Genomic DNA, 13,691 nt, shown 5'->3' with positions numbered 1-13,691 from the left:
CTCTTCACTTTCATTATGATAATGACATAAATAACGGATTACCTGGGGGGCAAGCATGATGAATACAACGAAGGAAAAATTGGTCATCATCGGCAATGGTATGGCAGGGATCAGCACGGTAGAACAGATCCTTAAGCTGACAACAAGATTTGATATTACGGTCTTTGGCAGCGAGCCTTATCCGAACTATAATCGGATTATGTTATCTTATGTTCTGGAAGGCAGCAAGACGGTAGAGGATATTATTCTGAACGATTTGGAATGGTACGACAATCAAGGTATTCGTCTTTATACAGGAACCAAAGTGGAACGCATCGACGCAAATACGCGTGAAGTGATTGCAGTGAATGGACTCAAGGTACCCTATGACAAGGTTATCATTGCTACAGGCTCAAATTCCTTTATCCTTCCTGTACCAGGCAGTGATAAACAAGGTGTGGTTGGTTTCCGGGACATTGCTGACTGTAATGAGATGCTTGAAGCGTCTAAACAATATAGCAAAGCGGCCGTAATCGGCGGCGGACTGCTCGGTCTTGAAGCTGCGAAAGGACTCGTCCAGCTCGGAATGGACGTTACTGTAGTTCACTTGATGGACACCCTCATGGAGCGTCAACTGGATCGAGATGCTTCACAGATGCTCTTAGCAGAGCTTGAGCGGCAAGGAATTAAGTTCAAGATGGGAGCACAAACGAAAGAGCTGTACGGTGACAACAGGGTTCAAGGATTGCGATTTGCTGACGATACGGAGCTGGAAGCCGATTTTGTTGTTATGGCAGTTGGCATCAAGCCAAATATCGGTGTGGCACGGGATAGCGGAATTGATGTAAATCGTGGTATCGTGGTCGATGATTATATGCGCACTTCTATGGAAGATGTCTATGCGGTCGGAGAATGTGCAGAGCATCGCGGCACTTGTTATGGCCTTGTCGCTCCTCTGTTTGAGCAAGGTATGGTGCTTGCCAAGCACATCAGCGGAGCAGATACAGCTCCTTATGAAGGCTCTGTGGTATCCACGAAGCTAAAAATATCGGGTGTGGATGTGTTCTCGACCGGCGAATTTATCGAAGGACAAGAGCACACGGTTATCTTCCAGAAGGACGATTGGAAACGTACGTATAAGAAAATATTGCTTAAAGACAATGTAATGGTCGGAGCCGTCTTGTTCGGAAATATTGACAGCTCTGCCGAGCTTCAGAAGCTGATCAAGCAGCACGCTGTTATGACAGATGAACTGTACAGCTCCCTGATGGGAACCGGCTGCGGCGGTCATAAGAAAGCAAGCGCAGTGGATACCATGTCTGATGATGAAATTGTGTGCGGATGTAATGGCGTTACCAAAGGTACAATTGTCAATGCCATTACCGTTGAAGGCAAGACCACTCTCGATGAAATTAAGGCATGCACTGGTGCTACACGCTCCTGCGGAGGATGTAAGCCTGTCGTAGAACAGATTCTGCAATATGTGCTTGGAGACGGATTTGCAGCTAATGCCAAACAAGGAATTTGTGGCTGCACCGATCTCAGCCGAGATGAGATTGTCGCGGAAATACGTGAAAAAGGGCTCAGCACCACCAAAGAAGTAATGAATGTGCTTGGCTGGAAGCAGCCAGAAGGCTGCTCCAAATGCCGCCCTGCCATTAATTATTATCTAGGCATGGTTCATCCGGGAACGCACAAGGATGAGAAAGAATCGCGTTTTGTTAACGAGCGCTTGAACGCCAACATTCAAAAAGACGGCACATACACGGTTGTACCTCGGATGTATGGCGGTATGACGACTCCTGAGGATCTCAAGAAGATCGCCGATGTTTCTGTGAAATACAATGTGAAGCTTGTCAAAGTAACGGGTGGCCAGCGCCTGGATTTGGTCGGTGTCAAGAAGGAAGACCTGCCTAAAGTATGGGAAGAGCTTGATATGCCATCAGGTTATGCATATGCCAAATCATTAAGAACCGTCAAGACCTGTGTCGGTTCCCAGTTCTGCCGATTCGGAACGCAGGATTCCATGAGTATGGGCTCCCTTCTAGAGCATAAGTTTTAAACGGCTCGATTTTCCTGCCAAGTTCAAGATGGCCGTTAACGGATGTCCACGGAACTGCGCTGAAGCCTGCACGAAGGATATCGGGATTGTTGGTAATGACGGCGGCTGGGAAATTTTTATCGGCGGAAACGGCGGAATCAAGGCTCGTCTTGCAGATTCCATCGGTAAAGTGAAGACAGACGAAGAGCTTATTGAAGTATGCAGTGCTGTAATACAGTATTACCGTGAAACCGGCAAGTACCTCGAAAGAACGTCTGAGTGGGTTGAACGAATGGGACTTGAACAGATCAAAGCCGTTGTCATGGATAATGAAGAAGAGCGCAAGGCACTTCAAGACAGAGTCGAGCTGGCCCTTCGTTATGTAGAGGATCCATGGAAGAAGGTTCTTGGAGACACAGAAGTACAGCAGCAATTGTATGGCGTGAAAGTGAATTGATCTCGAAAGGAGAATGCTCCGCATGAACACTGAGGCTAAAACATTCCACACCGCAGGACAAATCTCTGATTTCCCTGCACAATTAGGCCGGGTTGTTACTATTGAGGGTATAGAGATTGCCGTCTTCCATCTGTCGAACGGGGATATCTGTGCTGTAGAGAATCATAATCCTCATCCCAAAGGCGGTCCTCTTGCAGAAGGCATCGTATCAGGTCATTATGTGTACGATCCGCTGTATGATTGGAAAATTGACCTGTACACTGGTCAAGTACAGGAACCCGATACCAGCGCGGTTCAGGTCTTCCCTGTAAAAACCGAGAATAATACCGTCTTCATTGTAGTCTAGCACACCCTATAGGAGTGGAGGAATCGAATCCATGTTTAAACCCACAGTAGAAGCCATCATCGAGGCAGCGGTAAACAAGAGAGATCATATGAATGAACAGCTGCCCCGATATTTTATATCCACCCTGCTTGCAGGAGCCTATGTTGGTCTAGCCATTATCTTAATATTTACCCTGGGAGGCCCACTAGCGGCAGCCGGATCTCCCTTCCAGGGCTTGGTCATGGGTGCATCCTTCGGACTCGCCCTCACCCTGGTCATTTTCGCAGGATCAGAACTATTTACGGGTAACCATATGTTTTTTACCATGAGCACATTGGCTGGAAGAACGACGTATAAGGATACGTTCAAGAATTGGGGAATCGTATTTGTCGGCAATTTAATCGGCGCATTGCTGCTATGTCTTCTGATTCTCGGTACCGGATTATTCAAGGCAGCTCCTGCCGAGCACCTTATATTTACAGCTGCAGCGAATAAAATGACCGCTCCTTTAACCGAGCTGTTCTTTCGAGGAATATTATGTAACTGGCTCGTCTGCCTTGCCATCTGGATGAGCTTCCGGGCCAAGGACGATATCTCAAAGCTCGTCCTCATATGGTGGTGCCTGTTCGCATTCATCGCCAGCGGCTATGAGCACAGTGTCGCTAATATGACCTTACTGTCACTCGCCTCCCTGCTTCCAAATGCACCCGAAGTGATCACACTTGGAGGCTGGCTCCACAATATGATCCCGGTTACCCTTGGTAACATGGTTGGGGGGATCTTGTTTATGGGCATGGCTTACTGGTTTATCTCGCCGGTAAAATCCAAGAAAGTATCCAATGCTCCTACGGAACATGCAGACGCCGTTCATAAGCATGTATCATAGATTTATCCTTTAGTGATGGATTAACACAAACTAATAAATATGGCTCTGTGGATGATCCACAGAGCCATTCCTATTTCTTTATTTTTGGGAGGTAATCGTAACTGCCCTGCTCCCTAGACTCTCATTATGAAGCCGATCTGCAGCCGTAATGACATAGGTGTAAGTTCCTGGCGAAATCCCCGCATCCTCAAAGCTCTGCTTTTTCTGATCCGATCGCTGTACGATCATCCTTATATTTTCCGCATGATCCAAGTTACCTGCACTATCTCCATTGAAGCGATAGATGACATAATAGCCCTCATCACCGCCTCCTGAATTCCACTCCAGCCTTACTGCTTTTTTGGTGGAGTTGGCTTTCACTTTAACTGGAGCGTTTGGTGCCTGATTATCAAGCCATGGCATCTCCGGAACAAGTGCCGGTGCACTAAAGAGGTCATTACTAAGTCGATCCGTGATTCCAAGCACATTATCTGTAAACCATTTTGCACTGAAGAAGGCCCCGCCCTTGACCTCCTCATAATTCCGGTTATAAGCAATCTGATTCGGAATTTCCTCGGGGTTCAGCCAGCCATCTACTGTGCCATTACGGTATAGTGCCTGCCCTATATACAAATGAACATCCTTATTCGTGACAATGCCTTTCCACCAATCTGTCAACTTGTCGTATGCGGCCGGTCCATAACCCATGTACCAATATATTTGAGGCATAATGTAGTCGATCCACTCTTCATCGACCCATTTCTTAGAGTCGGCATAAATCGCATCATAGCTGCTAAGACCATTCGTATCTGAACCAGATGGATCTGTCGTTTTGTTTTTCCATATTCCAAAAGGGCTGATACCATATTTTACATTACTCTTCTCTTGCTTGATCGCTTCTCCGACTTCCTGAACAAAGCGGTTCACATTATCCCTGCGCCAATCTGCAATGCTTGAGAACTCGTTACCGTATTCCATATACGTATCACGATCTGGAAATTCTCCGCTTGCTGCGGGATATGGATAAAAATAATCATCAAAATGAACACCATCAATATCGTAATTTCTTACAACCTCTATAATGCTGTCGATAATATATTCCTTCGCCTCAGGGACACCCGGATTAAAATACAGCTTGCCTCCGTAAGATTCTACCCATTCTGGATGCAATCTTGCCGGATGATCCTCTGTCAGCTTGGTGATATCGTTGTGCATGCTGACTCGATAAGGATTAAACCAGGCGTGAAATTCCATTCCACGCTGATGCGCTTCCTCCAGCATAAACGCTAACGGATCATATCCTGGATCCACACCCTGCACTCCCGTAAGCCATTCAGACCATGGCGCATATTCGGACGGATAGAAAGCATCTGCTGTCGGCTTCACTTGTACGATTAATGTATTAATGCCGGTGTTTTCAAGCCGGTCGAGCAAATCACGGAACTGCTTCTGCTGCTCTATCGGTTGAGTTGTTCCTTTGATCGGCCAATCTATATTCTCTACGGTTGCAATCCACGCTGCGCGTACTTCACGCTTCGGTGCCTCCTGTGGAAGGTTTACTACGATATAAGCTGAGGCACTGATCCCGTTGTAAGTTGTCGTGATTCGAGAACCACCCACAGCATGTCCTGTCAATACACCATCCTCGGACACCGAGACAATCTCCGGCCGGCTGCTGGTATAACGAAGTCCTTCTGTAATTGGCACCGGCTCTGGAAGCAAAGAATAGATCCCATTCACTTGGAATTCATCTGTATTTCCGATGGTAAGAGCCGAGGGTCCAATAAGCTCCAAGCTTTGCAGCACAGGTACAGGTTCAGTTACCCTAACCGTAAGCTCAGCTCTGTGACCGCCATATTCAGCAATAAGCTTCGCCGTACCGGCTGTATGAGCTTGAATCATGCCGTATTCGTCTACCGTCAGCACTTCCGGATGGAGGCTAATGAGCTCAGCTTCATTCGTTATTAGAAAAGGTGAAGCATAATCCGCATATTCGGCATACAACCGAAGGGTATCAGAATCGCCTATTTCCAGCTGAGAGGGTCCGGACATATGAATAGATATAGGAAGAACCTCACCTTCCGTCACTTCTATTTCAATCTCTTCGGATACGCCGTTATGGACAGCCGTAATGAGTGCTCGGCCTGGTGATATAGCGTGAATTGTTCCATAGGTATCACTAGAAACTGTAGCGATCGATTGGTTACTGCTAGTGAAAGTGACCCCTTCTTCGAGCAGAACCGGGTGAGTTCCTCCTTCGCAGGTAGCATAGGTCGTTAGTTCAGCGGAGTTTCCCGCTTGAATAGGCTGTCCTCCGATAATATCAAGCCCATAGATATCCTGATCCGTATAAAAAGCGCTCAGTTGATCGAAATAGAGAGCACCACTATTTTTGTTGGTATCTTTTGTTTCTGCCACATAAATGTGGTTGAGTTTGAGCGGGGGAGTAAGCGCAGCCGGGATTTGCAGGGTAATGTACTTCCAGCCGGTCCAGCTTAATCCTGAAGCTGAGGTGAAATCTGCAGCGGTTTTGGTTCCGAGGGAGTCCTCTATTTGTGCTCTGAGCCAGTGATTACCACCATCACCATACACCCATATACCGAGTTTGGACGGCATTCCGGGCAGAGGTTTTCCGATTCCTCCCTGATCATTCTTAAACTGCATATATGCAGCAGAGGTTCCAGATTTTCCAGTGAAATCATAGGTAAGATTAACGGCATGATGACCATAATATATCGTTTGGGGTCTGTCTACGAGGGACAAAGAGGCCGAATTGGCTCCCACATAGAAGCTGGATAGCAGGCGGAGTGACTCAAATTCTTCAATCGTTTGCTTATATCGCTCTGTATGATTATCCTCAGCGTAAGCTGTCAACGTTGTTAATCTTAGACTGGAACTTCCCAACATTAGAAATAAAGAGATTATGAGTATGCATGACAGTAGCTGCTTCAATGAAAACTTGTTCAGCATTGACACGATTACTGATCACTCCTTCGTAAAGGCGGATTGTTGTAACTTGCGTCATGACCGCAGCTCCTGTTAAGGCTGCATCTTGTACGCTAAAGCTCTCTTCCAATCTATTCATATGTTCTAAGTCTATGAATTATTATGCAAAACTCCCAGCACAAAAAAATCAGCCTAAATAAAGGCCGACTCATCAAAAAAAGGAGTATTAGTCTAGATGCCGCTCGTACATAAACCACGAACAGAATCGAACTAGGGGAACAAGCAGAAAGATAGCACCCACATATCCATTAATAAAAATAAATGAAATGATGGAGAGCAGAATTGATACAGCAGTCATCCAATTGGATGCGGTCCCGTTGATCGGCTCATCACTGATAACGAAGGATTGACATCCCTTGAGAGCGCTGGCATAACAAGCATTATGGTAAGCCAATAATGACATGAATGATAAGCTGACGACCAAATCGTGTCTGGATTCAATCTCTGCATGACAGTGTACACAGAATATAGTTCTAGTATGTCCCACAGCGGTGCCTCCCTATCTGCTACAATTCCAGCTATTATACCACAATATGGTAATTACATCATCTCTACTTCACTCGCAGTACTTGCCCTACATAAATGGTATAGTTCGCATCGAGATCATTCCACGCCTTAATATCCGCAAGGGTACTGCCATACCTCCGGCTCAGTGCATACACCGTATCTCCGCTTACGACCGTATGATAAATAACATTTGTTTTCTTGACCAGGTTAAAATTTTTTACGAGTCCATTCACATGTCCGCGCGCTACAGCATCGAGATGCGCATTAGACGAGAGCAAAGCAGCATCCGCTGCGGAATCTATGAATCCATTCTCAGTTAGAATTGCTGGCATATTAGATTCTCTTAATATGTGAAAATTAGCCGATTTACGTCCCCGATCTGTCATTGCGATCATCTTCATGATTTCTGTATGAATGTTTGTCTGATAGGTTGTGGTGGGAGCTGTCGAACCTGGATAAATAAAGTCCTCATAGCCTGTACCCCCGCCGGCATTAATGTGAATAGACAAGAAGTAATCTGCTCCCCAAACGTTAGCAGCATCGGTTCTTTGCGTCAGTGTGACGGTCTCATCGCCTGTACGGCTCATCAGTACAGATACATTCTGATACTCAGCCAGCAGGATCGAGCGGATCTTGGATGCAATGGTAAGTGTCAGCGCTTTTTCTTGAAGTCCATTCCCTACTGCTCCGCTATCTGTTCCTCCATGGCCCGGATCAATAAATATTTTGACCATATTGATCACCTCCACTCCCATTCTATGATTTTGTACTGACTTATGCTTGGACACTTCCAGTCGATTCGTAGAGAGAAGTTACTTCTGTAATTGGACTGATATGCATAAACTAGTTATTGATTCATATGAAGCTATACAAGCTATATGCCTTGTTCGAGGTTAGGAGTGATTGAAGTGAAAGAAGCCAAAAGGGAATCCTTCATCGCCAAGTATTTACAACAGCTGTTAAACGTCATGCTCTTACTGCTTGCAATTATCCTGTCTATGTTTCTTGTCCGTAAAACGATGGTCATTCTTGACAGCTTATTGATTCAAAGCGAGCCAACCTCCTACTACTATCTTACCGAAGGAATATTGGTTTATTTTCTATATTTTGAGTTTCTATCTCTTATTGTGAAATACTTTACGCATAATTACCACTTCCCTCTGAGGTACTTCATCTATATCGGTATCACTGCCATTATTCGGCTTATCATTATTAACCATGAAGATCCAATCGATACCTTTACGTATTGTCTCTCTATTCTTGTTCTTGTGATTACCCTCTTTATAGCAAATACGAGGAATTTAGATGCGAATTAATATCAGTAAGCTGCACATTTATCAAAAAAATAAAAAAGCAAGGGAGCATTATCCTTGCTTTTTGGTAGTTTACATATTCAAGAAAGTCCAATCCAGCTATTGAAAATTCCGCACAGCTTACGTTATAACACTTTCGTCATGAAGACACTATATGGATCTTCTATGTAATCCGCAAACGGAGGGCAGTACTCAAAGCCGCATTGTTCATACATGATCCTTGCGGGGATAAAATCATCCGTCGATCCTGTTTCCAGTGAAAGTCTTCCGTATCCACGATTCTTCGCCTCGGTTATAATGTGATTCAGCATCAGCCTGGCGACACCCTTTCGCAGATGCCCATCAGCGGTTCGCATGGACTTTACTTCACCATGTTCAGAATCGAGTTCCTTAAGAGCTCCGCACCCCAGCAGTTCACCGTCTTCCCATACACTCCAGAACGTGACCTCAGGCTGCTTCAAGCCGTTCAGATCCAGCGCATGTACGCTTTCAGGAGGAGAATGATCGAGCATGCTTGCTATATGATGTCTTATCAAATGTTGAATCTCCACACCGCTTAAATCGTCAATTCTAATCTCCATCCGTATCTGTCACACTCCTGTTTTTATTAGCAATCATCTCGTAATCTGAATTCATCTTAACAGGATATGGGGATGTACAAAAGTAGAATTTTCTGCTGCCGCTAGGTATTTCAACTCTTCTTCAGAGTCGGATTCCAACCGTCATTCCCCTGTAGGACCACAGCCGGTGAATAGGTATGAAGCTGCGCTGGCTCAATTCCCTTAGCCCACTCGACTCTCTCACCTTCAGCGCCAGGACCATGACTGTCATACTCCACATAGCCTACCGTCTGCTCTCGCTCCCGCTTCCCCCAATTGTGCCAGCCTGCGGTGTGAATATGCTGCCCGAGTTCGCAGTTTATAAATGCGGTTTTGGCATATTCACGCCATGGTCTGCCTAAATACACTGACTTCGGCTCTGCATTACCCGTTAAGGTGCAGTTCCAGAACACATACCCGAAATTCACGTCTCTCGCCGTCGATGCAGCAGTTATATATCCTGGGGCTGTACTGTCTATAATTCCGTCTCCATTTACATTTCTGCGCTTGGAGAACACCTCGCATTCTACAAATACCGCCGTCGCCGTACCAAAAATAAAATCAACATCTCCTTCGATATAACAGGACTCATAATATTGACGCACAGGGCGTCTAGGGAAAATGTCACGCGGACCTCCAAAGCTGCCTCGATCGATCGGCTGTTCCGGAAGCGGCCCCGTAAATAGAGTGTCCTGATGTCCAAGCAATCGACAATGGTAAAAAGATACCCGATCACCATCCACATAGGCCGCGATGGCTTGACCAATCGACTCCCCATTTCCTGCACTGTTTTCTATGGTCAGATGACTGACCGTTACATCGTCACTGGAAATTAAGAGGGTATATGTATTAAACGTGTGATACGGACTGCCGTCCGAAAATAACTTGCGTGCATAATCTCCGTATGTAATGATGGTCTCTTCCGCATCCTCGCCTACAAGATGAATCCCTGGATGGCTTAGATGAATCTTCTCTTGATATGTACCTGCTCTTATATATATGGTACAGCGCTCAGAGCTCCCGGCTCTAAGATTGGGGATTTGATCCATCGCTTCCTGAATTGAAGTAAAGTCAGCCGTGCCATCTTGTGATACCGTTATTTCAATCACTTGATTAGCCCTCCTTTAGCAAAAAGAACCCGATCAATCCTTAGACTGAATGAGTTCTCCTATGGCTTATTATTCATTATTCATCGTCATTCAACGACAGTGGTTGATATTAACATATTAATAGAGAGGTAGTTATTCAGCAACCGTCGCCTTCACCTCGTACATGGATACTTTCGTCTCCAGCAGATAATCCGGTTTCTCTTGATTCCGGCTGTTCCGATGTCCTGCAATATGAGCGGGGCTCTTCTCCCAAGCCTTCCAGGCATCTTCAGATTCCCAGCGGATCATCACGACAACCTCTTCTACTTCTTCGTCCTTCTTGCGATTTTTCTTCACCATCACAGTACGGTCAATAAATCCAGGAATTTCAGTCATCGGACCGCCAGGCTGGCCGAAACGCTCAACGACAGCATCGCTGTAGCCTTCTTTAACGGTAATTGCTCTTATTTGAATCAGCATGTGAACATCCTCCATATCATAGACAAGTATAAAAATATAGTAAACGATAATGATTATCAGTGTCAATGAAGGAGTGTTCTTTGATTGCAAAATTGTAAATTCACATCCACTCGTCATCCTCGCCCTGTCTATCCTCGAGCATTATAGAAGCACTCATTTCGTCTGCCATATTCTGAATATCCTCCGAGTAGATCAGAGTCATTCCGTAGCCGTCCTCTTGATGCTTTTTAAGCGCTTTTTCTTTAATATAACGCGGACTGCCGGGACCGTTATCTTCATCATAAACCAGTAGAATATGATCTGTCTTACGAAAGAGAAGCTCGTCTCTCGCCGCAAACTGCCATGGACCCGCATAGGGCTGCTTGCTGACAATACCATAATAATCGACATTTCTTATAATTTCTTCGTAATATTCCTTCTTGTCGTCAGACCATTTTTCTTCCGGATTCATAAATGCAGATATAATGGACAGCTTCAGCTGCGGGTATTCTTTCTTAAGTTCATTGACCACCTCGCATGCCCACAAATCTACACCATATTGACCTGGGGTGATAATCCACTCGGCTCCTTCTTCAATGAGCGTAATCAGCTTGGATCGGATTGCTTGCTTAATATAAGGAATACCAGGGTGCTTCTGATTGAAGATGCCGAGCTCATTGGCCCGGTATCCAGTAACTAACACGTTTTTCATAGCCTGTCTTTGTCATACCGCCCTTCAATGTCATGTGCTTCTATATATCCTAACATACATGAATCCATTTCATAATAACTCCCGCTATTTTCTGTTCACAATAAGCAGCTCTGTTCTTCGTGTCTCATACGTATGCGAGATCCCTTCCTCGGAGAGGACTCCCAGTTTAATCAGGCTTGCTATTTTTCCACTATCCGCCTTCGACAGGAGCTTCCACACCTCTGGATCCGGCAATGCTTTATACAGCAGCTCGTCATCATATTCCTTCCTGTTCTGGACAACGATTCTGGCTTCATATTCTCCATGCTCCATACGGACCGCATTCTCTGCTGTAAGATGACCAATCATCTCCAGGCGCAGGCTTGACAGCTCGTCATCTATTTCTTTCTTCAGCTTCTTCAGCTCAAAATAACGCTCCATTTGATCCATCATCTCATCATCACGCTCCTCTTCATGTAAGTGTATGCAGTCAGCCCAGGTTCAAGGACAGATCCACCGCTTAACGGGTAGAAAACAGTTATAGTCAATGCATGCCCATTGAATTATGTATAGAGCTATGCTAAGATAGCGTTAACTTTAGGAACGGAGGGATACCGCTATGATTAATTGGATTCGAGTTAGATTTTCTTTTGCCCTTAACTAAATAGGCAAAGACTCTGCACTTATGTGTAAGGCAGAGAACTCGGATTCGATCTATCCATATGCTGGTATTTCACAGAAGATAGACGAAGAGGACAGGAGTGAGATCCCTGGCCTCTTTTGTTATACAAATAAACGGGTGTGTCCTTAACCATGTAACCATGCCTATTGTGCGTGCGGTGTGATTTTAGGACCCATGCGGTATAGGATGCTGTGGAAATCGCAGTTAAGCACTGGCTATTTCAGATGTTTAATGCTTGTTCACAGATCTAGTCCCTTACCGGGCTGTACTCCCGTAGTAACTCCGAGTTCTCTTGAACCTGTACACAGGCAGAAGGTTTAGCCTGTGTTTTTTTATATTTCAGGTGTAATCATAAGGAGGACGATGGTATGACACAACCATTTAAAGATAAAGCAGTAATTGTAGGACTACAAATGAACAGCCAAGAGGATTTTGAACACTCCATGGAGGAGCTTGGCAATCTCGCCAACGCCTGCGACATTGAGCTCGCAGCCGTGCTCACACAAAAGGCAGAACGTATTCACCCAGCACACTATATAGGCAGCGGGAAGATTGAGGAGCTCTCTAATCTGCTGAAGATGCTGGAGACTACCATTGTGATCTTTAATGATGAACTCTCTCCTTCTCAGGTTCGTAACCTCGAGAAGAAACTGGATGCCGCTGTCCTGGACCGGACAACACTGATCCTGAATATTTTTGCGGAGCGTGCAAGATCAAGAGAATCCCAGCTCCAGGTAGAGCTGGCAAGACTTCAATACGTACTACCTAGATTGTCTGGAATCAGTTCTTCCTCAGGGAGACAACGCGGCGGGGTCGGTACCAAGAACAGAGGCTCAGGAGAAACCAAGCTGGAGCTAAGCCAAAGACGGATTGAAGAGAAGATTACAGAGCTGAACCGTGAACTGGAGCTGCTCGTATCCCAGCGTCAAACCCAGCGCAGACGACGCCAAAAGACCGAAATGCCGGTAGTGAGTCTGGTCGGCTATACGAATACAGGCAAGTCCAGTCTCATGAATGCCATGCTTGATAGATACGATGCTGCAAATGAGAAGGCTGTACTGGCCAAGGATATGCTCTTTGCCACCTTGCAGACCTCGGTCAGACAAATCTCGCTCCCGGATCGAAAGAGATTTCTGCTGACCGATACGGTTGGATTTGTAAGCAAGCTTCCGCATCATCTCGTCAAAGCCTTTCGTTCAACACTGGAAGAGGTGCTTGAATCCGATCTGCTTCTGCACGTTGTAGATGCGAGCAATCCCGATGCCGAGCAGCTGATTGAAGTGACCAATCAAACGTTGAAGGAGCTGGGTGCCGATAAAATTCCGGTTGTCTATGTTTATAACAAAATCGATCTCAGCAGCGAATTAATGAACGAGATCCAGGTTCGGAAGCCAGCTGTCTTTGTATCGGCCAAAACAGGTCAAGGACTGGATCAGCTGGAAGCTGCTATCAAGCAGCAGCTGTTTGGGCATTATGAGCGAGTGGCACTAAACATTCCATATGACCAAGGACATCTTCTCTCCTATTTCCATGAGCATGCGAATGTCGAGACGATTCATTATGAAGAGGATGGCACGAAGCTGACCATAGAGGCTTCGCCTGTTGAAGTGAAGAAATGGAGCCATCTGCAAGCAGAATAAGAAGATAAAAAAATAGCCAACCCCTTGTAACGAAGGGAT

The 13,691-nt window shown here is 45.6% G+C and carries 13 protein-coding genes and 1 pseudogene; 5 read left to right on the top strand and 9 right to left on the bottom strand.

The window, feature by feature from the left end; translation table 11 throughout:
* The first annotated feature begins 58 nt into the window (after positions 1-58).
* The 3 genes and pseudogenes from nirB (at position 59) to BK126_RS16575 (ending at position 3,688) form a co-directional block, all read left to right on the top strand.
* Positions 59-2,477 (top strand): annotated as a pseudogene (gene nirB, locus BK126_RS16585) (nitrite reductase large subunit NirB).
* Between the two features lie 22 nt (positions 2,478-2,499).
* On the top strand, positions 2,500-2,823 hold the full coding sequence (gene nirD, locus BK126_RS16580; protein ID WP_076313673.1) for a nitrite reductase small subunit NirD: 324 nt from the start codon (positions 2,500-2,502) through the stop codon (positions 2,821-2,823).
* 31 nt (positions 2,824-2,854) lie between these two features.
* Positions 2,855-3,688 carry a formate/nitrite transporter family protein gene (locus BK126_RS16575; RefSeq protein WP_076313672.1) on the top strand — a complete coding sequence of 278 codons (834 nt, stop codon included), beginning with the start codon at positions 2,855-2,857 and terminating at the stop codon, positions 3,686-3,688.
* Between the two features lie 78 nt (positions 3,689-3,766).
* Here the strand turns inward: BK126_RS16575 and BK126_RS16570 are convergent, their stop codons facing one another.
* The 4 genes from BK126_RS16570 to BK126_RS16565 form a co-directional block, all read right to left on the bottom strand.
* Positions 3,767-6,541 carry a family 10 glycosylhydrolase gene (locus BK126_RS16570; protein ID WP_256702887.1) on the bottom strand — a complete coding sequence of 925 codons (2,775 nt, stop codon included), beginning with the start codon at positions 6,539-6,541 and terminating at the stop codon, positions 3,767-3,769.
* Positions 6,525-6,692, bottom strand: coding sequence for a hypothetical protein (locus BK126_RS29850; RefSeq protein WP_256702886.1), 168 nt, complete (start codon positions 6,690-6,692; stop codon positions 6,525-6,527). Before BK126_RS29850 ends, BK126_RS16570 begins: the two co-directional genes overlap by 17 nt.
* Positions 6,693-6,839: 147 nt before the next feature.
* Positions 6,840-7,160 carry a hypothetical protein gene (locus BK126_RS29125; RefSeq protein WP_143042100.1) on the bottom strand — a complete coding sequence of 107 codons (321 nt, stop codon included), beginning with the start codon at positions 7,158-7,160 and terminating at the stop codon, positions 6,840-6,842.
* A 64-nt stretch (positions 7,161-7,224) separates the two neighbouring features.
* Positions 7,225-7,914 carry an N-acetylmuramoyl-L-alanine amidase gene (locus BK126_RS16565; RefSeq protein ID WP_076313670.1) on the bottom strand — a complete coding sequence of 230 codons (690 nt, stop codon included), beginning with the start codon at positions 7,912-7,914 and terminating at the stop codon, positions 7,225-7,227.
* A 174-nt stretch (positions 7,915-8,088) separates the two neighbouring features.
* On the opposite strand from BK126_RS16565, the gene psiE reads away from it, so the two are divergent.
* Positions 8,089-8,496 carry a phosphate-starvation-inducible protein PsiE gene (gene psiE, locus BK126_RS16560; RefSeq protein ID WP_256209682.1) on the top strand — a complete coding sequence of 136 codons (408 nt, stop codon included), beginning with the start codon at positions 8,089-8,091 and terminating at the stop codon, positions 8,494-8,496.
* A gap of 122 nt (positions 8,497-8,618) precedes the next feature.
* Here psiE and BK126_RS16555 read toward each other — a convergent pair whose 3' ends face one another.
* From BK126_RS16555 to BK126_RS16535, 5 genes are all read right to left on the bottom strand, one after another.
* Positions 8,619-9,074 (bottom strand): GNAT family N-acetyltransferase, encoded by a 456-nt coding sequence (locus BK126_RS16555; protein WP_076313668.1) that lies wholly within the window; start codon positions 9,072-9,074, stop codon positions 8,619-8,621.
* Positions 9,075-9,184: 110 nt separating this feature from the next.
* The gene (locus BK126_RS16550; protein WP_218639254.1) at positions 9,185-10,201 is read right to left on the bottom strand and encodes a pectinesterase family protein; all 1,017 of its coding nucleotides are present in this window, start codon (positions 10,199-10,201) and stop codon (positions 9,185-9,187) included.
* A 132-nt stretch (positions 10,202-10,333) separates the two neighbouring features.
* Positions 10,334-10,660, bottom strand: coding sequence for an antibiotic biosynthesis monooxygenase family protein (locus BK126_RS16545; protein ID WP_076313667.1), 327 nt, complete (start codon positions 10,658-10,660; stop codon positions 10,334-10,336).
* 100 nt (positions 10,661-10,760) lie between these two features.
* On the bottom strand, positions 10,761-11,351 hold the full coding sequence (locus BK126_RS16540; RefSeq protein WP_076313666.1) for an SLOG family protein: 591 nt from the start codon (positions 11,349-11,351) through the stop codon (positions 10,761-10,763).
* A gap of 84 nt (positions 11,352-11,435) precedes the next feature.
* Positions 11,436-11,783 (bottom strand): hypothetical protein, encoded by a 348-nt coding sequence (locus tag BK126_RS16535; protein WP_076313665.1) that lies wholly within the window; start codon positions 11,781-11,783, stop codon positions 11,436-11,438.
* A gap of 597 nt (positions 11,784-12,380) precedes the next feature.
* Between BK126_RS16535 and hflX the strand changes: the two genes are divergently transcribed.
* On the top strand, positions 12,381-13,652 hold the full coding sequence (gene hflX, locus BK126_RS16530) for a GTPase HflX (RefSeq protein WP_076313664.1): 1,272 nt from the start codon (positions 12,381-12,383) through the stop codon (positions 13,650-13,652).
* Positions 13,653-13,691: the final 39 nt, after the last annotated feature.

The sequence above is a fragment of the Paenibacillus sp. FSL H7-0326 genome (assembly GCF_001955535.1).
Classification (GTDB): Bacteria; Bacillota; Bacilli; order Paenibacillales; family Paenibacillaceae; genus Paenibacillus; species Paenibacillus shunpengii.
Note: the sequence above shows the minus strand (reverse complement) of the source record. Positions and strands in the feature narration are given on the sequence as shown.